At 65.0% G+C, this 22,601-nt stretch carries 17 protein-coding genes and 1 pseudogene; 7 read left to right on the forward strand and 11 right to left on the reverse strand.

Annotated features, from left to right (window positions below; genetic code table 11):
- The first annotated feature begins 33 nt into the window (after positions 1–33).
- On the forward strand, positions 34–1,959 hold the full coding sequence (locus tag AC07PQ_RS16180; RefSeq protein WP_493185890.1) for an acetyl-CoA hydrolase/transferase C-terminal domain-containing protein: 1,926 nt from the start codon (positions 34–36) through the stop codon (positions 1,957–1,959).
- 112 nt (positions 1,960–2,071) lie between these two features.
- Here the strand turns inward: AC07PQ_RS16180 and AC07PQ_RS16185 are convergent, their stop codons facing one another.
- Positions 2,072–2,641 carry a xanthine phosphoribosyltransferase gene (locus AC07PQ_RS16185; RefSeq protein WP_007932417.1) on the reverse strand — a complete coding sequence of 190 codons (570 nt, stop codon included), beginning with the start codon at positions 2,639–2,641 and terminating at the stop codon, positions 2,072–2,074.
- 87 nt (positions 2,642–2,728) lie between these two features.
- Entirely contained in the window at positions 2,729–4,738 is a 2,010-nt protein-coding gene (gene rep, locus AC07PQ_RS16190) for a DNA helicase Rep (RefSeq protein WP_007932416.1), read from the reverse strand.
- Between the two features lie 266 nt (positions 4,739–5,004).
- Here rep and AC07PQ_RS16195 point away from each other — a divergent pair, with 266 nt between their 5' ends.
- Positions 5,005–6,678 carry a putative bifunctional diguanylate cyclase/phosphodiesterase gene (locus tag AC07PQ_RS16195; protein WP_007932415.1) on the forward strand — a complete coding sequence of 558 codons (1,674 nt, stop codon included), beginning with the start codon at positions 5,005–5,007 and terminating at the stop codon, positions 6,676–6,678.
- Between the two features lie 34 nt (positions 6,679–6,712).
- Here AC07PQ_RS16195 and AC07PQ_RS16200 read toward each other — a convergent pair whose 3' ends face one another.
- Positions 6,713–8,122 carry a NorM family multidrug efflux MATE transporter gene (locus AC07PQ_RS16200; RefSeq protein WP_007926626.1) on the reverse strand — a complete coding sequence of 470 codons (1,410 nt, stop codon included), beginning with the start codon at positions 8,120–8,122 and terminating at the stop codon, positions 6,713–6,715.
- A 156-nt stretch (positions 8,123–8,278) separates the two neighbouring features.
- On the opposite strand from AC07PQ_RS16200, the gene AC07PQ_RS16205 reads away from it, so the two are divergent.
- The 3 genes from AC07PQ_RS16205 (at position 8,279) to AC07PQ_RS16215 (ending at position 12,450) form a co-directional block, all read left to right on the forward strand.
- On the forward strand, positions 8,279–9,199 hold the full coding sequence (locus tag AC07PQ_RS16205) for a LysR substrate-binding domain-containing protein (RefSeq protein ID WP_007926627.1): 921 nt from the start codon (positions 8,279–8,281) through the stop codon (positions 9,197–9,199).
- 189 nt (positions 9,200–9,388) lie between these two features.
- A complete protein-coding gene (locus AC07PQ_RS16210; protein ID WP_007926629.1) occupies positions 9,389–11,365 on the forward strand; it encodes a methyl-accepting chemotaxis protein in 1,977 nt (658 codons plus the stop codon).
- 113 nt (positions 11,366–11,478) lie between these two features.
- Positions 11,479–12,450: a Ca2+-dependent phosphoinositide-specific phospholipase C gene (locus AC07PQ_RS16215; RefSeq protein ID WP_007926632.1), complete on the forward strand. Its 972-nt coding sequence runs from the start codon at positions 11,479–11,481 to the stop codon at positions 12,448–12,450.
- A 4-nt stretch (positions 12,451–12,454) separates the two neighbouring features.
- Here AC07PQ_RS16215 and AC07PQ_RS16220 read toward each other — a convergent pair whose 3' ends face one another.
- Entirely contained in the window at positions 12,455–13,381 is a 927-nt protein-coding gene (locus tag AC07PQ_RS16220; protein WP_007926634.1) for an ABC transporter six-transmembrane domain-containing protein, read from the reverse strand.
- A gap of 114 nt (positions 13,382–13,495) precedes the next feature.
- Between AC07PQ_RS16220 and AC07PQ_RS16225 the strand changes: the two genes are divergently transcribed.
- Positions 13,496–14,071, forward strand: a complete 576-nt coding sequence (locus AC07PQ_RS16225) for a TetR/AcrR family transcriptional regulator (protein WP_007926636.1) — start codon at positions 13,496–13,498, stop codon at positions 14,069–14,071.
- Between the two features lie 102 nt (positions 14,072–14,173).
- On the forward strand, positions 14,174–15,388 hold the full coding sequence (locus AC07PQ_RS16230) for an aldose 1-epimerase family protein (protein ID WP_007926638.1): 1,215 nt from the start codon (positions 14,174–14,176) through the stop codon (positions 15,386–15,388).
- A 6-nt stretch (positions 15,389–15,394) separates the two neighbouring features.
- Here AC07PQ_RS16230 and AC07PQ_RS16235 read toward each other — a convergent pair.
- The 7 genes and pseudogenes from AC07PQ_RS16235 to AC07PQ_RS16265 form a co-directional block, all read right to left on the reverse strand.
- Positions 15,395–16,889, reverse strand: a pseudogene (locus tag AC07PQ_RS16235) (YifB family Mg chelatase-like AAA ATPase).
- Between the two features lie 108 nt (positions 16,890–16,997).
- Positions 16,998–17,747, reverse strand: coding sequence for a phosphocholine cytidylyltransferase family protein (locus tag AC07PQ_RS16240; protein WP_007926641.1), 750 nt, complete (start codon positions 17,745–17,747; stop codon positions 16,998–17,000).
- A 6-nt stretch (positions 17,748–17,753) separates the two neighbouring features.
- Positions 17,754–18,386 (reverse strand): gamma-glutamyl-gamma-aminobutyrate hydrolase family protein, encoded by a 633-nt coding sequence (locus AC07PQ_RS16245; protein WP_007926642.1) that lies wholly within the window; start codon positions 18,384–18,386, stop codon positions 17,754–17,756.
- Positions 18,383–20,782 (reverse strand): PEP/pyruvate-binding domain-containing protein, encoded by a 2,400-nt coding sequence (locus tag AC07PQ_RS16250; protein ID WP_493185891.1) that lies wholly within the window; start codon positions 20,780–20,782, stop codon positions 18,383–18,385. The genes AC07PQ_RS16245 and AC07PQ_RS16250 overlap by 4 nt, the downstream gene beginning before the upstream one ends.
- Entirely contained in the window at positions 20,779–21,507 is a 729-nt protein-coding gene (locus tag AC07PQ_RS16255) for a formyltransferase family protein (protein WP_007926644.1), read from the reverse strand. The genes AC07PQ_RS16250 and AC07PQ_RS16255 overlap by 4 nt, the downstream gene beginning before the upstream one ends.
- Complete coding sequence (locus AC07PQ_RS16260) at positions 21,504–22,076, reverse strand: hypothetical protein (protein ID WP_493185892.1); 573 nt, start codon at positions 22,074–22,076, stop codon at positions 21,504–21,506. Before AC07PQ_RS16260 ends, AC07PQ_RS16255 begins: the two co-directional genes overlap by 4 nt.
- Positions 22,070–22,597: an adenylyl-sulfate kinase gene (locus tag AC07PQ_RS16265; RefSeq protein ID WP_493185893.1), complete on the reverse strand. Its 528-nt coding sequence runs from the start codon at positions 22,595–22,597 to the stop codon at positions 22,070–22,072. The genes AC07PQ_RS16260 and AC07PQ_RS16265 overlap by 7 nt, the downstream gene beginning before the upstream one ends.
- Positions 22,598–22,601 lie beyond the last annotated feature (4 nt).

Genomic DNA, 22,601 nt, shown 5'->3' on the forward strand with positions numbered 1-22,601 from the left:
ACCTCAAATTCATGGAAGGTTCTGGAGGATCGGATGGTGCAGTCATGTTCTATCGAGCTGGCGGTCGATGAGGTCCTGGCACGCTTGCCGGCGCATATTCACCTGGGCATGCCCCTGGGGCTGGGCAAACCCAACCGCTTCGCCAATGCCCTGTATCGTCGCATCGCGCAACTGCCCGAGCGCCAACTGACCATTTACACCGCCCTGAGCCTGGGCCGCCCGCCGCTGGGCGATGGCCTGCAACGGCGCTTCCTCGAGCCTTTCATCGAGCAGGTCTTCGGCGACTACCCCGAGCTGGACTTCCTCGCCGACCTGCACCGCAACCAGGTGCCGGCCAATATCCATATCGAACAGTTCTTCATGCAGCCCGGCAGCCTGCTCAACAGCCCGGCGGCGCAGCAGGATTATGTCTGCAGCAACTACAGCCACGCCGCGCGCGACATCAATGCCGCCGGCCTGAACCTGGTCGCGCAACTGGTGGCCCGGGACCCGCAGCAAGCCGACCGCCTGAGCCTGAGTTGCAACCCGGACATCACCCTCGACCTGTTACCGATGATCGCCGAGCGACGTGCCGCCGGCGAAACCATCCTGCTGCTGGGCCAGGTGCATCGCGACCTGCCTTACATGCCGGGCGACGCCGAAATCGACGCCGCGACCTTCGACCTGCTGATCGACGAAGAGGAGGGCAGCACGCTGTTTTCCACGCCGAACATGCCGGTGGGGTTCCAGGATCACTTTATCGGCCTGCACGCCAGCACCCTGGTGCGCGACGGCGGCACCCTGCAGATTGGCATCGGCTCCATGGGCGACGCATTGACGGCGGCGTTGCTGGCGCGCCAGGCGGACAACGACGGTTATCGGGCGCTGCTGGCGGACCTGGAGATCCAGGGCTGGAAGCCGCTGATCGAGCGCGAAGGCGGGGTGGAGCCTTTCGCCAAGGGCCTGTATGGCTGCAGCGAGATGTTCGTCAACGGCCTGCTGGCCCTGGCCGATGCCGGCATCGTACGGCGCAAGGTCTACCCTTCGGTGGCCCTGCAGCGACAGGCCAACGCCGGGACGCTGGATGAAGACCAGGCGCTGGGCGGGGTATCGGTGCATGGCGGCTTTTTCCTCGGGCCGCGCAGCTTCTACCAGCGCCTCAGGGATCTGCCCAAGAGCAAGCTCGGCGAGTTCAACATGACCGCCATCAGCTACATCAACGAGCTGTACGGCCACGAAGAACTCAAGCGCCTGCAGCGCCTGGACGCGCGCTTTATCAACAGCTCGATCATGGTCACCCTGCTGGGCGCCGGGGTGGCGGATCAGCTGGAAGACGGCCGGGTACTCAGTGGCGTCGGCGGGCAATACAACTTCGTCGCCCAGGGCCATGCGCTGCGAGGCGCGCGCTCGATCCTGATCTTGCGCAGCTGGCGCGAATCCGCGGGTCTGGTCAGCTCCAACATCGTCTGGGAATACGGCCACTGCACCATCCCGCGGCACCTGCGGGACATTGTGGTCACCGAGTACGGTATCGCCGATCTGCGCGGCAAGACCGATGCGAAGGTCATCGAAGCGCTGCTCAATATCAGCGACTCGCGTTTCCAGCCGGGCCTGATCGAACAGGCGCAGAAGGCCGGCAAGCTGCCCAGGGATTTCCGCCTCGATCCGCGTTTTACCGACAACCACCCGCAACGCCTGCTGGCGATCCAGGCGCGGCACCGGCACCTGTTCCCGGAATATCCGTTGGGCAGCGACTTCAGCGCAGAGGAGCGGGATTTGCTGCGGGCGCTGAACTGGCTGAAGAGCAAGTTCAAGCTCAGCGAGATTCTCGAATTGGGCAAGGCGGCGCTGGATGCCCCACCGCCCGAGGCGTTTCCGGCGCATCTGCAGCGGATGCAGCTGGTGAAGCCCGATGGCTGGCGCGAGGAGATCTATCAGCGTTTGCTGCTGGCGGCGCTGCGGGAGACGGTGCAGGCATGAGGTAGACGCCTGGCGGCGGCGTCGCGGGCAATCGAGCGTCGACCGGCTGCTCCTACAGAAGCGGGTGGTCTCTGTAGGAGCAAGGCTTGCCCGCGATCAAGGGCGAGGCCTCTTAGATAAAGGTCACCACGCCATCGGCCAGGGACTTGACCCGGGCCAGGGATTCCACGCGGTAGCCTTGCGCGTCCAGTTCGGCGCGGCCGCCCTGGAACGACTTCTCGATCACGATGCCCAGGCCGGCCACGGTGGCGCCCGCCTGCTTGATGATCGAGATCAGCGCCTGGGACGCCTTACCGTTGGCCAGGAAGTCATCGATGATCAGCACGCGGTCGCTGCTGGTCAGGTGGCGCGGGGAAATCGCCACGGTGCTTTCGGTCTGCTTGGTGAACGAGTACACGGTCGCCGACAGCAGGTTCTCGGTCAGGGTCAGGGACTGGTGCTTGCGCGCGAAGATCACCGGTACGCCCAGGTTCAGGCCGGTCATGATCGCCGGCGCGATGCCCGAGGCTTCGATGGTGACGATCTTGGTGATGCCCGAGTCCTTGAACAGCGTAGCGAATTCGTCGCCGATCAGCTTCATCAAGGCCGGATCGATCTGGTGGTTCAGAAAGGCGTCGACTTTCAGGACCTGGTCGGAAAGCACGATGCCTTCTTCGCGGATTTTCTTGTGCAGTGCTTCCATGAAGCTTTCCTCTGTTGACGCCTTGTGCGCCTGAGCTCTGATAAAAGGTGTTCGGTTAAAAATGCTGCGGTTAAAAAATGGCCAATTCTAGCGCTTTAACATCGCCCGTATATCCGCCAGTGCGTTGTTGCCGCGCACGGCTTTGACTTCGGTCGGGGTGTCGTCGTTGCCTTCCCACGCCAGGTCGTCCGGCGGCAGTTCGTCGAGGAAGCGGCTGGGCGCGCAGTCGATGACTTCACCGTACTGCTTGCGCTTGGCGGCGAAGGTGAAGGCCAGGGTCTGGCGCGCGCGGGTGATGCCCACGTAGGCCAGGCGGCGTTCTTCCTCGATGGTGTCGGCTTCGATACTGGAACGGTGGGGGAGGATTTCCTCCTCCATGCCCATGATGAACACATAGGGGAATTCCAGGCCCTTGGAGGCATGCAGGGTCATCATCTGCACGCCTTCGGCGCCGTCTTCCTCTTCCTGCTGACGCTCCAGCATGTCGCGCAACACCAGTTTGCCGATGGCGTCTTCGACGGTCATTTCGCCGTCTTCGTCTTTTTCCAGGGTGTTCTTCAGCGCCTCGATCAGGAACCACACGTTACCCATGCGGTAGTCGGCGGCCTTGTCGCTGGAGCTGTTGGTGCGCAGCCAGTTCTCGTAGTCGATGTCCATGACCATGCTGCGCAGGGCGGAAATCGGGTCTTCGCCGGCGCACTGCTCGCGCACCTTGTCCATGAAGCGCTTGAAGCGCGCCAGGCGGTCGGTGAAGCGGCTGTCCAGGTGCTCGCCCAGGCCGATTTCGTCGGTGGCGGCGTACATCGAGATCTTGCGTTCGGTGGCGTAGTTGCCGAGTTTTTCCAGGGTGGTGGAGCCGATTTCCCGGCGCGGCACGTTGATCACCCGCAGGAAGGCGTTGTCGTCGTCCGGGTTCACGATCAGGCGGAAGTAGGCCATCAGATCCTTCACTTCCTGGCGCCCGAAAAAGCTGTTGCCGCCCGACAGGCGATAGGGGATCTGGTGATGCTGCAGCTTCAGCTCGATCAGCTTGGCCTGGTAGTTGCCGCGATAGAGGATCGCGAAATCGCTGTAGGGCCGGTCGGTGCGCAGGTGCAGGCTGAGGATTTCCATGGCCACCCGCTCGGCCTCGGCGTCCTCGTTGCGGCAGCGGATCACGCGGATCTCGTCGCCATGGCCCATCTCGCTCCACAGCTGTTTCTCGAACTCGTGGGGGTTGTTGGAGATCAGCACGTTGGCGCAGCGCAGGATGCGGCTGGTGGAGCGGTAGTTCTGCTCGAGCATCACCACCTTCAAGGACGGGTAGTCTTCCTTGAGCAGCATCAGGTTTTCCGGGCGGGCGCCGCGCCAGGCGTAGATCGACTGGTCGTCGTCGCCCACCACGGTGAACTGGTTGCGCTTGCCGATGAGCATTTTCACCAGCAGGTACTGGCTGGCGTTGGTGTCCTGGTATTCGTCCACCAGCAGGTAGCGCACCTTGTTCTGCCACTTCTCCAGGATGTCGGCGTGTTCCTCGAACAGCTTCACCGGCAGCAGGATCAGGTCATCGAAGTCCACCGCGTTGAACGCCTTGAGCGTGCGCTGGTAGTGGGTGTAGACGATGGCCGCGGTCTGTTCCTTGGGGTTGCGCGCGTTTTCCAGGGCCTGGGCCGGCAGGATCAGGTCGTTCTTCCAGGCGCCGATCATGTTCTTGATCTCGTCGACGCCGTCGTCGCCCGAGTATTCCTTTTGCATGATGTCGGTCATCAGGGCCTTGACGTCGGTCTCGTCGAAGATCGAGAAGCCCGGCTTGTAGCCCAGCCGCACATGCTCCTTGCGGATGATGTTCAGCCCCAGGTTGTGGAAGGTCGACACGGTCAGGCCGCGGCCCTCGCCACTGCGCAGCAGGGTGCCGACCCGTTCCTTCATCTCCCGCGCGGCCTTGTTGGTGAAGGTCATGGCGACGATGTACTGCGCGCGAATGCCGCAGTTCTGGATCAGGTGGGCGATCTTGCGCGTGATTACACTGGTCTTGCCGGAGCCAGCACCGGCGAGCACCAAAAGAGGGCCGCCGACGTAGTTCACGGCTTCTTGCTGCCGGGGATTGAGTCGGGACATGACGAAAAAAGGGGTCTGTAGCGAAATGGGCGGGCATTTTAACAGGATGGACGGATTCTGCTGCTCTCTCCGACTTGTGACGCAGCACGCTATCTAAATTTGCCGGTTTTGATACTTTCCCTCAGGATGCGCGCTGAATATGCGTCTAATGTTCGAGTTAGAGCGGTACAAGAAATTGCGTTTGATAATCAATATCATTTGTCATTGTTTATCTACGCGTCATAATGCCCGCCGCCAACTTCTATTACAGAGTCTAGGGAGCTAGCTTGTCCAAGCCTGTCGAACCCTTGCGCTTGCTGCTGCTGGCCGAAGAGCCGGCGTGGGCAGCGTTGTTGCGCGAGTGTCTCGCTCCGTTGGGAGACTCGGTGGTGCTGATCAGTGCGCCGACCTGGGAATCTGTCAGCCGTCTGTTCGATGAAGACCGCTCCGCGATTCTGTTAACCGTTCCCCAACTGCAACCGGCTCCCGGTCGTTGCAGCCTGCCCACGGTATTGCTGCTGGAGCAGGAGCCGCTGAACACGCCCGCCGGCGCCAGCGACTGGCTGGTGAATAAAAACCTCACTGCCGATACGGTGCGCCGTTGCCTGCGCCATGTGCGCGAGCGCGGGGTGCTGGAAAACACCCTGTTGCGCCTGGCCGAGCAGGACCCGCTGACCGGCATCGCCAACCGCCAAGGCTTCCAGACCCTGCTGGCGGCGCGCCTGGCGGAAAACGAAGGACGCGGGCTGGCGCTGGGGCACCTGGACCTGGACAACTTCCGCCATGCCAACGATGCGCTGGGCCACCAGGCCGGCGACCGGTTGATCCTGCAAGTGGTCTCGCGGCTCAAGAGCCAGCTTGAGGCCGGCGACCAGCTGGCGCGCCTGGGCAGCGACGAATTCGCCCTGCTGATCGATACCCGCCGGGCGCCGCAACGCGCCGAGTGGATGGCCGAACGCATCGCCGAAGTCATGGCCGAGCCGTACTGGATCGATGGCGAAAGCCTGCTGATCGGTTGCAGCCTGGGCATCGCCCACGCGAGGGCGAATGCCGGCGCCGACCCGCTGATGTGGCACGCGCACATCGCCATGCAGCAGGCCAAAAGTACCCAGGGCTGTACCTTTCACATCTTCAATGAACGCATCAATCGCAATGCCCGCAGCCTCGCCGACCTGGAAAGCGAACTGCGCCGGGCCTTGCGCCGTGACGAGCTGGAGTTGCACTACCAGCCGCGCCTGAACCTGCATGACGGGCAGATCGTCGGTCTGGAGGCCCTGGTGCGCTGGCGCCACGGCGAGCGCGGGCTGTTACCGCCGAGCGAGTTCGTGCCCCTGGCCGAGCAGAGCGGCCTGATCGTACCGCTGGGCTACTGGGTGATTTCCCGGGCGCTGCGCGACATGCAGGCCCTGCGCGAACGCGGCCTGGCGCCGCTGCACATGGCGGTCAACCTGTCGTTCCGCCAGTTCCAGGACAGCCAGCTGCTGTCGACCCTCAGCCGGCTGATTGCCGAGCGTGGTGTCGAGGCGCAATGGCTGGAATTCGAGCTGACCGAAACCGCGGTGATGCGCCGCAGCGACCTGGTCAAGCAGACCATGGACGCGCTGGGGCGGCTGGGGGTGCGGTTTTCCCTGGACGATTTCGGCACCGGGTTCTCGTCCTTCGTGCACCTCAACAGCCTGCCGATTGCCTTGTTGAAGATCGACAAGAGCTTCGTCGGCGGCATGGAGCAGCGCGAAGAGAACCGCAAGCTGGTGCACGCCATGATCAACCTGGCCCACAACCTCCATCTCGAGGTGGTGGCCGAAGGCGTGGAAACCCCCGAGCAACTGGCCTTGCTGCGCAGCTTCGGCTGCGACCAGGCGCAGGGCTACCTGATCAGCAAGCCGCTGCCGCTGACGGAACTGGTGGAGTACCTGACCTTCGGCAGGAGTCAGCAGGTCCTGGTCGGCGAGGTCATCTGACGGCACTCTGCCGTAGTGGCAGGAGAACCTGCCGCTACAGGGAATCCCGGGCGGTTTGGAAGTTATCCCGCGCGGCAGGCTCCGCGCTTTCCCGGCGAATCATCCGGCGCATCTTCCATTCGAAAGCCAGGGTCAGGCTGATGGCGGCGCACGCCAGCCCCGATGCCAGGCCCCACCACACACCAGTCGCGCCCCAGCCCAGGGTGAATGCCATCAGCCAGGCCGCCGGCGCACCGATCAGCCAATAGCAGCCCAGGCCCACGAGGAAGGTGGTCTTGGCGTCCTTGAGCCCGCGAATCGCGCCCATGGCGATGGTCTGCGTGCCATCGAACAGCTCGAACCAGGCCGCGACCGCCAGCAGGCTGACCGCGAGGTTGATCACGTCGCGAAAGGCTGGGTCGTTATGGTCGAGGAACAGCCCGATCAACTGGTTCGGCAGCAGCCAGAAGACCATGGCGAAACCCAGCATGGCCGCGCCGCCAAAGGCGATCCCGACCCGGCCGGCCATACGCGCGTGCAACAGCTGCCCGGCACCGTAGTGCTGGCCGATGCGCATGGTGATCGCGTAGGAGATCCCGGCCGGCACCATGAAGGCCACGGAAACGATCTGCAGGGCGATCTGGTGCGCCGCCAGCTGGGTGCTGCCCATGGTGCCCATGCACAGCGCGGCGAAGGCGAACAGCCCGACTTCCACCGCGTAGGTGCCGCCGATGGGCAGGCCCAGGCGCCAGAGTTCCCGCAGGTAGTGGCGATTGGGCCGCGCCAGGCCCTGGCGCAGCGGGTAGGCGGCATAGGCCGGGTGGCGCTTGATGTGCCAAGCCAGCGCCAGGGCCATGCAGTTGGCGACGATCGCGGTGACCAGGCCGATCCCCACCAGGCCCAGCTTCGGCAGGCCGAACATGCCGGTGATCAAGGCGTAGTTGAGCAGGAAGTTGGCCACGGTGCCGGCCAGGCTGATGACCATCACCGGCGTGGCGCGGCCGATGGCGCTGGTGAAGCCGCGCAGGGCCATGAAGCTCAGGTAGCCCGGCAGGGCGAACGGCAGGATCAGCAGGAACTGGCCGGCGGACTGCACGTTGGTTTCGGTCTGGCCGAACAGCAGCAACACCGGCTTGAGGTTCCACAGCAGCAGGCCGGCGACCAGCGCCATCAGCCACGCCAGCCAGAGCCCGGCCTGGGTCAGGCGCGCGGCGCCTTCGATGTCGCCGGCGCCCTGGCGAATCGCGACCAGGGTCCCGACCGCTGCGATCACGCCGATGCAGAAGATCGACACGAACGAATAGGTGGCCGCGCCCAGGCCACCGCCGGCCAGGGCTTCCGGGCTGAGGCGGGCCATCATCAGGGTGTCGGTCAGCACCATCAGCATATGCGCCAACTGTGAGGCGATCAGCGGCCCGGCCAGCCGCAGGATGGCCCAGAGTTCGGTGCGTGCTGGATGCTGCATGGTCATCGGTCTCGATAGAGGGGAGGGAGTCAAGAGGGTTGATTCTCGGCGCTCTGGGCGACTTTCACAAAGGGATAAAAACGATTGGTGGCATGATTAAAACTCATGCTTGCGGATTCTGGTAAGTTGGCGCCATTGCGCCTGTGGAGTGCTGCCATGCCCCGTCGTCTTCCGCCCCTGTATGCCTTGCGCGCCTTTGAAGCCGCGGCGCGATACAGCTCGTTCACCCGCGCGGCCGAAGAGCTGTCGATCACCCAGAGTGCGGTCAGCCGGCATATCCGCACCCTGGAAGACCACTTCGCCTGCCGGCTGTTCCAGCGCAGCGGGCGCAACCTGCAACTGACCGAAGCCGCGCGCCTGCTGCTGCCAGGCATTCGCGAGGGCTTCACCGCCCTCGAGCGCGCCTGCGATACCTTGCGCGCCGAAGACGGCATCCTGCGCATGAAGGCACCCTCGACCCTGACCATGCGCTGGCTGCTGGCGCGCCTGAGCCGGTTCCGCCATCTGCAACCGGGCAACGAAGTGCAACTGACCAGTGCCTGGATGGACGTCGATTCGGTGGACTTCAACCAGGAGCCCTTCGACTGCGCGGTGCTGCTGAGCAACGGCCACTTTCCGCCGGACTGGGAGGCCAGCTACCTGTTTCCGGAACTGCTGATCCCGGTGGGCGCGCCGAACCTGCTTAACGACCAGCCGTGGGATGTAGCGCGGCTGGCGGCCACCGAGCTGCTGCACCCGACCCCGGATCGCCGCGATTGGCGCAACTGGCTGGAGCGCATGGGCCTGTCCGAGCAGGTCTCACTCAAGGGTGGACAGGTGTTCGACACCCTGGAGTTGGGTATGATCGCCGCGGCCCGCGGTTACGGGGTTTCCATGGGCGACCTGCTGATGGTGGCCGAGGATGTGGCCCAGGGACGCCTGAGCCTGCCCTGGCCGACGGCGGTGGCCAGTGGCGAGAATTACTACCTGGTCTGGCCCAAGACCCGGCCTGGAGGTGAACGTTTGCGCCGCCTCAGCGACTTTCTCCAGAACGAGGTCCGCGCCATGCAATTGCCCGACGTAGAGCGTCTCGGCTGAAACGATGAAGGCCCCGTGACCAGGGGCCTGCGCGATACCCGTCCAGCGCGCTCAAGTATTGATCGGCGCCGCCGAATCCTTGGAAGTGGAGCCTTCGCTCTGAAAGGTTCCGACACCTCATTCTTATTAGAACCATTGCCGAGCGTGTGACGCGATCAGGACGATCCGGTCTCTCGGCCAGGAGCTGTCATGCCTCAACCTCGTGCCCGGATCGCCTCGCAGCTTGGTCTCGCACTCGCCGTGGTACTGGCGATCGTGATCAGCGGCAGTACTGTCTTCGCCCTGCGCTCGCTGGACGCCGCCAACCTCGCCACCCGGGAAGAACACCTGGCCAGTGAGGCACGGCTGCTGGCCGACCAGCTCAATACTTTCCACGGCACCCTGCGCGAAAGTACCCAGCGCCTGAGCGGGCTGTTCGAAAAGCGTTTCAGCGGCGGCCTGAGCCTGCACCCGGACCAGCCGGTGACCGTGGCCGGTACCCAGACCCCGGGCCTGCACCTGGGTGATGTTGTGCTGAACAACAATTTCGAGGAGGTCGACGAGTTCAAGCAGATGACCGCCGGCGTGGCGACGGTGTTCGTGCGTAGCGGCGACGACTTTATCCGCGTCAGCACCTCGCTGAGCAAGCAGGACGGCAGCCGCGCCATCGGCACCCTGCTGGACCATGGGCACCCGGCTTACCAGAAACTCATGGCGGGGCAGAGCTATGTCGGCCGCGCGCTGCTTTTCGAGCGCCTGTACATGACCCAATACACGCCGGTGAGGGACAGCGCCGGCCAGGTGATTGCGGTGCTGTTCGTCGGCTTCGACTACACCGACGCGCAGAACGCCCAGTTCGACAACCTCAAGCGCTTCCGCATCGGCCAGACCGGTTCCCTGGCGTTGCTCGACGAACAGCAAAAGTGGCTGGTGCCGCCGGCCGGCGTGCAGGCCCTGGAACCGGCGGGGGCGACCATCGCTGAACTGGCCAGGCAGCCGGGCAAGGGCCACTTCTGGAGCGACAAGAACGAGGACTTCTACAGTGTCGCCGTCCCTTTCGAAGGCGGGCCCTGGTCGGTGGTGGCGAGCATGCCGAAGGCCGAAATCCGTGCGGTGACCTGGAGCGTCGGTCTGCGGCTGGTCATCGGCAGCCTGTTGGCAATGCTGCTGGCGGTGGGCGCCACGGTCTGGCTGCTGCGCAGCAAGCTTGCGCCCCTGGGTGACCTGGTGCGCCAGGCCGATGCCTTGGGTAAAGGCGACCTGAGTGCGCGCCTGAATATCTCCAGTCAGGATGAGATCGGCCAGTTGGCAGGCAGCTTCAACCAGATGGGCCAGGCCCTGTCGACCATGGTCGAGCACATCCGCAAGGCCGCCGCGGAGGTCAATGGCCGGGCCCAGGCGTTGTCCGGGTTGTCGGGCGGGGCGTACGAGGGCATGGAACAGCAGTCGGGCGAGATCAGCAGCATGGCCGGGGCGGTGGAGGAGTTCAGCGCAACCTCGCTGAATATCGCCGACAACATGGGCAACACCGAGCGCCTGGCCCAGGAAAATGCCCAGCAGACCCGGATCGGCCGCACCTCGATGGAGGAAGCCTCGGCGTCGCTGGAGCAGATCGCCGGCGCCTTGAACAGCACGGCCACGGTGATCAATACCCTGGGCCAGCGCTCCGAGGAAATCGGCGGCATCGTTGGGGTGATCACCGCGATTGCCGACCAGACCAACCTGCTGGCGCTGAACGCCGCCATTGAGGCCGCGCGCGCCGGCGAGCAAGGCCGCGGCTTTGCCGTGGTCGCCGACGAGGTACGCAACCTGGCCTCGCGCACCCGCGAAGCCACCGACGAAATCTCGGGGATGATCAACAGCATCCAGCAGGAAACCGGCAACGCCATCGCCACCATGGAGCAGGGCAATGTGCTGATGCAGGAAGGCCTGTCACGCAACGCCAATGTCGCCTCAGCCCTGGCGCGCATCGACGAACAGAGCCGCTCGGCCGGCCAGCAGTTCGCCGCGATCACCACCGCGACCCAGGAGCAGAGCAGCACGGCGACCCTGCTCAGCAGCAACCTGCAGAGCATTGCCCTGGCCAACAGCGAACAGCGCGAAGTGGTGTCGAACCTGGCGATCACCGCCAAGGAGCTGGAGAAGCTGGCGGCGGACTTGCGCCAGGAGGTCGACCGCTTCCGTTGATAGCGGTTGCGTGGCCGTTGGCCACGGCTGGGGAGGCAGATTGCAAATGCGCGGGGCTGGGCTAAACCATAGGGGCGATTTCCCTACAGGATGCCTTCCCGGCAGGAGCTGACATGTCCCGTCTCACTGGTTTTGCCCTCCGTACCGCCGTGCTGCCCCTGGCACTGGCCAGCCAGATGGCGTCCAGCCAGGAGGCCGTGGGATTCATTTCCCCGGCGTCCTGGTACACCGCCTTCAACGCTATCGCCCAGGTGGCATGCCATAACTGCTACGAAAAACAGTACGCCGGCACCTTCACCAGCGTGCTCGATAGCGTGCGCACCCTGGAGCTGGACTTCTGGGACCAACGCGATGCGGTCACCGGAGGTTCGCCCCGCCACTGGTTCGTGCGGCACAACCCCGGCAGCCTGTTCCAGTCCGGCAATGACAACAATTGCACCGGCGACGGCAACGGCACCAACGATCTCGAAGCCTGCCTCAACGACATCAAGCTCTGGAGCGACAGCCATCCCGGGCACTTCCCGATTACCCTGATCCTCGACAAGAAGCAGGGCTGGTCGAAGGAAAGCTCCGGGCGTACGCCGAAAGACTTCGATGACCTGGTCAGCCGGATTTTCCAGGGCAAGCTCTACACCCCGGGCGACCTGGCCCAGCATCTGGGTGTCAGCAGCAGTGCCTTGCAGGGCTCGCTCAAGGGCAAGTCCTGGCCGACCGCCAGCCAACTGCAGGGCAAGGTGCTGCTGGTGCTCAACCACTCGGAGAACCAGAAGCTCTCGCAATACGCCGAGGCCCGCACCACGAGCGCCAAGGTGTTCATTTCCCCGGTCACCAACGGCCAGAACGATGTCAGTGGCGAGGTCAGCGGCATGTCGAGGACGTCGTCCGGCTACGTGGCCATGAACAACATGGGCAAGGGCGACAAGCAGTGGGCCGCGCAAGCCTTTGTCTACAGCCACATCGGTCGGGTGTGGGGTGATGACGGCGTGTCATTCACCCAGCACATCGCCGAGAAGGTCAATCTGTCGGCGTATTACAAATTCGCCGAGGCCAAGGATGGCAACGGCTATCGCATCCGACCGTTCTGAGGTTTCAGCGGGGCTCGGCCGGTTCGGCGAGCCCCGGGTCCACCCGCTTGCCGATATCCCGCAGGCGCGCCAGTTGGTCGACCATGGTCGGCGCTTCATCCAGGCTGCTGACAAAGGTCCACAGGTAGGTCATCACCGCGTACACATGCCCGGCCTTGACCCCCTCGGTCAGGGCCAGCTGGCTGATGGCGATCACGAACAGCAGCGCGGCCGCCGAGCCAAGCAGCAGATAGGCCGCCGCCTCGCGGTCCGACAGCCAGATCCGCAGCCGCGACAGTACCCGGTAGTGCCGTTGCAGGGACGTGGCGCCGACCTTGGCCACCAGGCCGATTTCCTTTTCCAGCCGGTCGTTCAGGCGCTCATGCAGCTCCTGATTGCGCCGGGCGAAGCGCGGCAGCAGGGTGACGCACAGCAGCAAGGCCACCAGGCAGGCCAGGCCGACCCAGGGTTCGATCACCAGCAGCATCACCGCCGCGCCGACAATGGAGACCAGCGCGGTGGCGATGGTCGGAACGTGTTTCTCGAAGAAGTCGACGAACTCCCGGGCCAGCACCACCCGCGCCGCGGCGGTGGAGGTGCTCTGGTTCTGCAGGCGCTGGTTGAGGATCACCGGCACCGCGAGGTCGGCGTAGATCCGCGTGAAGGTGCGGGTATCCACCGCCCGCCGCGCGGCCCCGACCACCCAGAACGCCAGCACCACCAGGGCATAGACCAACGCGCTGCCGGCGTCGCCGCGAATGATCGAGTCCACGGCGAACCCGGCAAACAATGGGTAGGCCAGCAGCAACGCGTTCTCCAGCGCCACCAGCGACAAGGTGCAGAACAGCTTGCCGGGGTAGGCGCGGGCGATGGCTTTCAGGGTCTGGCTGGCGGATTGCTGGCCGATTTTCTTGCTTTCATCGATCAGGATTTGTGGGGTAACGGCTGGCATGAGTGCACCGGAGGGAAGATAAGCGCTATTATTGAGCGACTGCTCAATAGTATTTGAGCGATCGCTCAAAACGCAAGCGCCGTCCATCTACCGGCGCCCAGAGGTAATGCCCGCATGTCCCGTACCGACCGCAAAGACCAGATCATCGCCGCTGCCCTGGAGCTGTTCCACAGCAAGGGTTTCGCCGATGTTTCCACCCGCGACCTGGCGGACCACGCCGGCTTGTCCCGCAGCCACATCTATCACTACTTCAGCGACTGGAAGGAGCTGCGCCGCGAAGCCTTCCTGAGCTTTGCCAACGAGCAGCTTGACGAAGTGCGCGGCTCCCTGGGTGATGCGCCGCCGCTACAGGCCCTGCAGGAGTTCCTGCGTTATTGCCTGCCGGACTCTGCCGACGACGGCTGGGCGCTATGGCTGGATGCCTGGGATGAAGCCATGCATGACAGTGCCATGGCCGAGACCTACCTGGCGGTGAACATGCAGTGGCAGGCCTTGCTCGGCGGCATCATCGAGGCCGGGGTGCAGGCGCAGGTGTTCCATTGCGCGTCGTCCGCTCGCGCGGCCCGGCAGATCTTCGCCCAGACCATGGGGTATGGCGACGACCTGCTGCTGCAACCTTCGGCCGAGGCCGCCGCAGCGGCACTGGATGAGGTGCTGGAAGTGGCGGGGCTATTGCTGAAGATTCGCTGAGTCCCTGAGTGGCGTTGTCCCGGCGTTGGTACGGAAATTAAGTTGCTGAAACGATTCATCAGCGCTATAAAAATCCCACAACTCCAATAAAGGCACACGCCCATGACTCCGCTCCGACTGCTGCTCGCTCTTTCCGCGTTCACCGCTGCTTCCCACGCCATGGCCTGGGACTATGTCCTGCTCGATACCGACAAGGCCGCCCAGGATTTCCATATCACCAGCGCGCAGCTGGGAGTAAAAACCGCCAAGCCTTTTTCCGTGACCCTGCGCACCCTGCATGGCGGGCGGCAGGAGGGGGTGAGCATCGTCGATATCGACAACGGTGCGATGAAGCTCTCGGTAGTGCCGACCCGCGGAATGAATGTGCTGCAGGCCTCCGTCGGCAAGGTGCGCATGGGCTGGGACTCGCCGGTCAAGGAAGTGGTCAACCCGGCGTTCATCGAGCTCAACGGTCGCGGCGGCCTGGGCTGGCTGGAAGGTTTCAACGAACTGGTGACCCGCTGCGGCTATGAGTGGGTCGGGCATCCGGGGATGGATAACGGCGAGCTGCTGACCCTCCACGGTCGCGCGGCGAACATCCCGGCGAACAAGGTCACCCTGCATATCGACGAGAAGCCGCCGTACGCCATCAGCCTGCGCGGCGAGCTCAAGGAACAGGCGTTCAAGAAGGTCGATTTCTCGGTGGCCACCGAGCTGGTGACCGAGCCGGGCAGCGTCAGTTTCGCCCTCAACGACACCCTGACCAACAACGGCGACTATCCGAAGGAATACCAGGCGCTGTATCACAGCAACTTCAGCACGCCGTTCCTCGAAGAGGGGGCGAAGTTCGCCGCTGCGGTGAAGCAGGTGTCGCCGTTCAATGACAAGGCCAAGGCCGACCTTGCCGATTGGCAGACCTACCGCGGCCCGACCCGGGATTACGACGAGACCGTCTACAACGTGGTGCCGTACGCCGATGCCCAGGGCGACACCCTGACGGTGCTGCACAACAAGGCCGGCAGCCTCGGTGTGGCGGTGGGCTTCAATACCCGGCAGTTGCCGGTGTTCTCCCTGTGGAAAAACACCGATACCCAGGGCCAGGGCTACGTGACCGGCCTGGAGCCGGGCACCAGTTTCTCCTACAACCGTCGCTACCAGCGCCCGCTGGGCCTGGTGCCGACCATCGAGGCCGGGCAGAGCAAGCAATTCCAGATCCGCTACAGCCTGCTGGCCGACAAGGCGGCTGTGGATAAGTCCCTGGCCGAGATCAGCCAGATCCAGAACGGTCGGCAGACCGAAGTACGGCCGACGCCACTGGTGGACCTGAGCAAGGAGTGATTCTTCTCAACTCGCGGCCGGCCGGTATTGCAGCGCTTCGGCCAGGTGCTCGCGGCTGATCTGTTCGGCCTGCTCGAGGTCAGCCAGGGTACGGGCGACCTTGAGCAGGCGGTGGGCGGCGCGCAGGGACAGGGTCAGGCGTTCGCAGGCGGTTTCCAGCCAGCGCTCGTCGGTTGTGGATAACTGGCAATGCCGGCGCAGGCCCGGCAGGTCGAGAAAAGCATTGGCGCAACCCTGGCGCCGTTGTTGCCGCTCCCTGGCGCGGGCCACCAGGGCCGCGGCTTGCGCGGTGTTATCCCCAGCCTGGGGCTTGGGGTTGAGGGCGGTGCTTTCCCGGGCCACGGTCAGGTGCAGGTCGATGCGGTCGAGCAGCGGCCCCGAGAGTTTGTTGCGATAACGCTGGATCTGCTCCGGGGTGCAGCGGCAGCGGCCACTGGGCTCGCCAAGATATCCACAGGGGCAAGGGTTCATCGCCGCCACCAGCTGGAAACGCGCCGGAAAATGCGACCCGGTCGCGAGCCCGGGCGATGACGATCTGCCCAGACTCCAGCGGCTCGCGCAGCACCTCCAATACCTTGCGATCGAATTCCGGTAACTCATCGAGAAACAGCACACCGTGGTGGGCCAGGGTAATTTCCCCGGGTTGTGGTTTCGGGCCTCCGCCCACCAGGGCTGGCCCTGACGCAGAGTGGTGCGGCTGGCGAAACGGCCGCTGCGGCCAATGGCTCAGCGGAGTGTGGCTGGTGACCGACTGGATGGCGGCCACTTCCAGGGCTTCCTGCTCCTCCAGCGGCGGCAACAGGCCGGGCAGGCGGCTGGCCAGCAAGGTCTTGCCGGTGCCCGGCGGACCACTGAACAGCAGGTTGTGCGCGCCGGCGGCGGCTACCAGCAGCGCGCGTTTGGCGGCCAGCTGGCCCTGTACTTCATTCAGGTCGGGGTAGGGCCGGTTCTGGTAGAGCAGGCCATCCGAAACATAGGGTTCGATCGGTGTATGGCCGTTGAAATGCGCAACGGCTTGCAGCAAGTGCTCGACCGCGATCACCTTCAGTCCCGACGCCAGGCAGGCTTCCTCGGCATTCGCGCGCGGCACCATCAGCGTACGTCCAGCCTGGCGCGCGGCCAGGGCTGCCGGCAGCACGCCGCGCACCGGTCGAACCGCGCCGGAAAGCGCCAGCTCGCCCAGGCATTCGACTTCCTCCAGGGCCAGGGTCGGCACCTGCACGCTGGCGGCGAGAATGCCCAGGGCAATGGCCAAATCGAAGCGCCCGCCGTCCTTGGGCAGGTCGGCCGGGGCGAGGTTGAGGGTGATGCGCCGGGCCGGAAAATCGAAGCCGGCATTGAGAATGGCGCTGCGCACCCGGTCCTTGCTTTCCTTGACCGCCGCTTCGGGCAGGCCCACCAGGGTCAGGGCCGGCAGGCCGTTGGCCAGATGGACTTCGACCGACACAGCCGGCGCTTGCACGCCGGTCTGGGCACGACTGTGGACAATGGCCAGAGACATGACTCGTTCCTTGAGGCTGGGAAACCGCTTCCTGCGGTTGTGCAAGCCTAGCCCCGGCCGGAGCATCATCGCGCCGGAAAATCGGCTCAGGATGTTGCGGAGGGCGGCTCAGCCGCGCCAGTCGTGGGACCAGCCCGGTTGGGCGATGCGCTGTTCGTACAGGGCGATGTCCGACTGATTGTCGACTTCCACCCAACCGCCGCGAATGGCCACGGTGGCGATGGCGGTGCCGGCCTGGAGCAGGGCGCGCAGCAGGCTGGTCATGTCCAGTTTGTCGATCTGCTGTTCGCTCATGCCGGCCAGCAGCGCCTGGACCTGGCTCCAGCCCGCGGGGGTGAATTTCAGCAGGCCCATGTACTGGCCTTCGATTTCCTCGTGGCTGGTGACCCTTTCACCGATATCCAGCAGTTGGCCGGCCTGTTGGCGGAAGCTTTCGGCATCGCTGAGGGGGTCGTCGAAGCGCGTCGACCACAAGTCCCACCAGTCGAGGTCGTAGGTGATGCTCAGGGGCGCCTGGGAGGCCATCAGGTCACGGACGATGTCCGGGCGATAGACGATGTCGCCGTAGCACACCAGGGTCGGTTCGCTGGATAGCAGGGCGTCGGCGCGTATCAGGCTGCGCACCATGTTGCTGCTGGCCCAATGCGGGTTGTACAGCTGGCTCTGGCCGTAGCCTTCAAGGGCTTCGCTGCAATAGCCGCTGACCAGATGCACCTCGTCGATCCCTGCGTTTTCCAGGGCTTGCAGCTGCCATTCGAGCAGCGGCTTGCCAGCCAGGCGGGCCAGGGGCTTGGGTTGCGCGGCGGTCAGGTGTTTCAGGCGGGAGCCGCGGCCGGCGGCGAGAATTACGGCTTTCATGTCAGGTCACTCAAAGAGCCATTGGCACAGTTGTCGATCAGCGTCGTCCAGCGCTGCTTCGCGCTCGGGATGCCACATGATGCCGGCCACCTTGAGGTGGGTATGCACCAGGGCCTCGCAAGTCCCGGCAGCGTCCACGGCCCAGGGGCGCAGGGCGGCGGGCAATGGGTCGAGCAACTGTTTGCCGTGGAAGGAATTGACCGAGCGCGAAGCGGCCTGGCCCTGTAGCCAGGGCAGCTCGGCGGCGGCCAGCACGTTGATGAGGTGGCGTTGCGCGACGTGCACGTCGTGATCGGCATCGGCCAGCCGGCCGCCGAAAAAGCTGTGGATCAGTTGCAACCCGCGGCAGACCCCCAGCACCGGCAGTCGCTCGGCCACGCAGTGGGCCAGCAGCGCCTGTTCGCTCTGATCGCGCAACGGGTCGCTGCCGAGATCGTCGCCGCCGCTGAAGATCACGCCTTGCACGCCCTGGGCCCGGGCATAGGCCACGGTGTCTTCGCCCAGGTTGGGCAGCAGCAGCCATTGGTGGCCGCAGCCGAGCTCGGCGAAAAAGCGGTACCAGTCCCTGGCCAGGCCATCGCGCGGTTCGTGGTAGGCCTGCGGGTTGCAGGTTCTCAGGGTGATGCCGAGACGTTTCATGGCTGCACCGGGTTCAGGGTCTTGTCGCGACAATTGAGGGCGATGCGCGGGCTGCGCAGGATCCGCTTGAACAGCTGTTCGCCGCAGCCGATGGCCGCCGGAATACCGAACTCGGCGCAGCGGATGGCCATGTGCGAGTTGGCCCCGCCGTACTGGGTGACCAGCCCGGCGATACCACGGGTGAAGACCCAGTCGTAGCCGGGGTCGGCATTTTCGATGCAGACGATCTTGCCCTTGAGCGGCGCCGAGGCCGGGGTGTCCTGGCGCAGTTCCATGCCGATGGCTTCGACATTCTGCCGGGTGATGAAGTTGGGCAGGCTGCGATGCAGCGGCGCGACGAACACATCGTCGACCGCGCTGATCAGGTGCCCGAGCTTCAGCGAGATGCCCTGTTCATAGCTGCGCCGCGCCTGGCTGGCCGACTCCAGCAGGACCCGGTCGGTGTCGTCCATCAGTGGCGCAGTGAGACTGTCGAGCAGCGGGTGGATATCGAGAAAGGACAGGTCTTCCCTGGCCAGGCCGACGTCGGCGCCCCAGCTCACCAGCAATTGCAGGGCATCGGACAGGTCCCGGGTGAACACCAGCTTGGCGTATTCCCGGGCCTGGATGGCCTGGCTGGCGTAGTCCAGCAGGTGTTCGGTCGACAGCGGCCAGCCCTGCTCGTCGATCAGCCGTTGCAGGGCCTGGCGTTCTTCGGGTTGCAGCTGGAATGCCGTCTGCGGGCTCTCGCCGTGACCCAGTTCGACGGTCGCGGCAGCGAACAGGTCGTGGCGCTCGTCGTAGCGCAGTGAGGTGATGTCGTAGGTGCCGGGGCGCAGATGGCCGAACTTGGCGACGAACGCCGGCAGGGTACGGGCGTTGGCGCAGACCTGGGCGTATTCGCGCGTCAATTCGGTGGTGACGGTGTGGATCGACTGCTTCCAGGCCAGCAGGCGCTCGTTGCTCAGGGCGCCCCGGCGGCAGGCCGAGCGCAACAGGGCTTCGGCGATGAACGCGTGCCGGGCGAGCATGGCGAACGGCAGCGTGCCTTTCTCGCGACAGTCCAGCAGCAGGCGGTGGATGCTGTCGAGGTCGGCTGGCAGGACGTCGAGGCGCCGGCTTTGCTGCTGGCGCTCGTGGGCGCGTACCCGATCGAGCAAGGGCGGCAGCGCGCCGGCTCCCTCACCGCTCAGTGCCCGCAGCGTCAGTTGGTCGAGGGCCGTGCGATAGGCCCGTTGTTCGACGGCGCTGAGGCTGTCGCCATAACGCTCGGCGAAGTCGGCGTCGAAGGTGAAGTCCAGGCAAGTCTGGACGACTTCGAACTCGACCTTGTCGTGCCATTGCGGGTGGGACTGCAGGCGCTGCAGCCAGGCGTTGACCAGGCGAGTGCACAACCCCGGTTCCAGGCCCGCCGGTAGGAATGAGTTGAAGCTGCAGCGCACGTCGATATACGGGTGATGGCCGAGCATCACCATCAGGGCCTGGTGTCGCGGGTGGTGGTAACCCATCAGGGCGCGGGCTTCGCGCCAGGTCGAATCCGTCACCAGGCGCCGATACAGTGAGGCCGCCAGCGGGCGCGGGGTGGTGCCGATGATTTCCGCGGGGTTCCAGTCGGGCATCACCCCCAGCAGGGTGCTGTCGCCATACAGACCGGCCTGGGGCGCCAGGCGTTTGCCCAGGAAGCGCTGGATGTGCTCCAGCTGGCGCGCCACCCGTCGCTCAGTGACCGGGTGCCAAGTGTTACACAGGGTGATGCGCCGCACCTGCAACACATACACCTGCTGGTGGCGGTCGACGGCGAACTCGATGTCCAGCGGCACGTTACCGCAGAGCGTTTCCAGCTCCCGGCAGGCATCGATCACCGCCTGCAGGCGTGGGGAGCGCAGCTGGGCGCTCTCGGTGTCGCGGTAGACCAGCACGGTTTTCTGGATACCCTGGCCGCCGGTGATGGTATCGGTCAGGCCGCTCTCGTCGTCGTAGTTCACCACGTAATAAGGGGCGCCATGCTCCAGGTCGTGGGTCATCACCACGCCGCTCATCTGGATCGAGGTCAGCATCGGCTGGATCAGGATCTGGTTGTCCTCGCAACGGTGTTCGGCAAAGGACGCGATCACCTGTTCGATGGCCGCGTTTAGGGCCCGTGGATCCGTGGCGCTGACGTTCAGGCAACTGGTGAACAGGCCGGCCATCGAGCTGTTGACGCTGTCTTCGTTCTGCGCGCTGCTGCGCACGATCACGCAACCGCCATGCTCCATCCTGGCGATGTTCAGCAGCACGTCCGCGGGGGCATCAAGCCACTGCCGCGCGGTGAAGAAATACAGCGGTAGGATCCGCGAGCGGGTGACCCGCGGCTGCAGGCGCTCCAGGGTTTCGGACTTGGTCCCGAAACGAACGATGTTTTCGGCGGCCCGGTTCATGGCGCGTCCTCGTGTTTGTCCGCCGCCAGCAGGGCCAGGTGTTTGAGCAACGGGTGAATGATGAAGTAAGGCGGCTTTTCGGCTTCGGCCGGCAGGGGCCGCAGGGCTCGCTCGCCTTCGCGTCGCCAGTGGCCGAGGACTTCCACCAGCAGGTCGGCGCGGATCGCATTGTCATACAGGTAGTCGACATCCATGCCTGGCGGGGGTAGGGGATAGGCCTTGCGCGCCAGCACCGGGCCGGTGTCGATCTGCTCGTCGAGCAGCAGGGCGCTGGCGGCGCATTCACGCTGCTCGATGATCTGGTAGTACAGGGTGGTACTGCCGCGATAGTCCGGCAGCCAGCCGGAGTGGATATGCAGCACCGGGTAGCGACTCAGCAGGGCCGCCGGCACCAGTTGCCCGCCGTAGCCGGAGTAGACGACCAGGTCCGGCGCCTGGCGGGTGATGAGCGTGAGCAGTTGCGGATCGTCGAGAGCCTGGGCCGGGGACACCTCGTGGGGCCAGTTCAGGGCCGCCAGGCAGGTGTCGAGGTCCTGGCTCAGGTCCGGGCAGAACAGCCCCGCCAGTGACTGCACCTGTAACTCGCGGGTGGTTTGCAACGGGCCGCCGCCCTGGCCGTAGACAATTACCGCTTCAGGTTCGATCCCGGCCGCCGCCAAGCCTTGCAAGTAGGCGACCGAGCGCGCGGTGCGGGCGCAGAGGATCAGCAGGCGGGCGCGACTCATAGGCCGGCCTCCCGGGCGACTGTGGCCAGCAGCTGTTGTTCCTGGGTCAGCAGCCAGGCCAGGTAGGCGCCCTGGTCCGGGGCGAGGCGGCCCTGCTGCGACACCAGGGTATCCGTCAGCTTGAGCAGGCCGCTGAGGTAGTAGGCCGCGCCGCTCGCCTGCCAGCCGTGCAGCATGCACTCGGCCAGCAACAGGTAAGGCTGTGTGGACCCATAGCTGCCATGGGGCAGCGGACGGTGCGGAGCCACGGCTTCATAGCCGGCATACAGGCGTTTGCTCACTTCGAATTTCTTCAACAGGCGCGGCAGCCAGTAGCTCGCCAGCGGGCCGGAGACGCCAGCGCCCGCGCGCATTTCCAGGCACAGGTGGCTCAGCAGCGCCGTGCTGTCCCCGGCGTGCGCCAGGCCTTGCGGATGCAGCGCAGGCAAGGCCGGTGCCGGCAGGTGGGCGCATGCGCTCAGGCGCGAGGTGCGCCAGGCGTCGACGAAGGCTTCACCCTGGAAGCTGCTGTAGCGGTAGGTCTGCGGGGTTTCCAGCAGGTCCCCGTCGCTGTAGGCGTAGTTCAGCATGATGGTGGATACCCACAAAGCTGGCGAATGCGTTCCACATAGCCCGGGATGTCGTCGGGCTCGTGACGGTTATGCAGCACCAGGTCCGGGCGTTGCGGCGGCGGATACTCGATATCCACGCCCACCACGTTGCTCTGTTCGCCCCTCAGGGCGGACTGGTAAAGCCCCTTGTTGTCACGGCTGATCAGGGTGCTCAGCGGCACATCGACGAACACTTCACGGTAGCTGGAGAAACGCTGGCGGTTGTCGTCGCTGATGTCCTGGAACATCGACAGGATGCAGCAGACCACATCGATGCCCTGGCTATCGAGCCAGCCGCACAGGGCCTGGATCCGCTCGGCGTTGACCCGGCGTCCGGCGACGCTATAGGCGTCCGCCTGCTGGTCATGGCGGAACAGCGCGCGAATCTCGTCGCCGTCGACGAACACGGTCTGCGGCCGTTGCGTTTTCAGGCTGGCATACAGGGCCCGGCCAATCGTGGTTTTGCCCGCGCCCGACATGCCGACCAGCCAGATCACCATGCTT

Source organism: Pseudomonas sp. GW821-FHT09E12 (assembly GCF_059416085.1).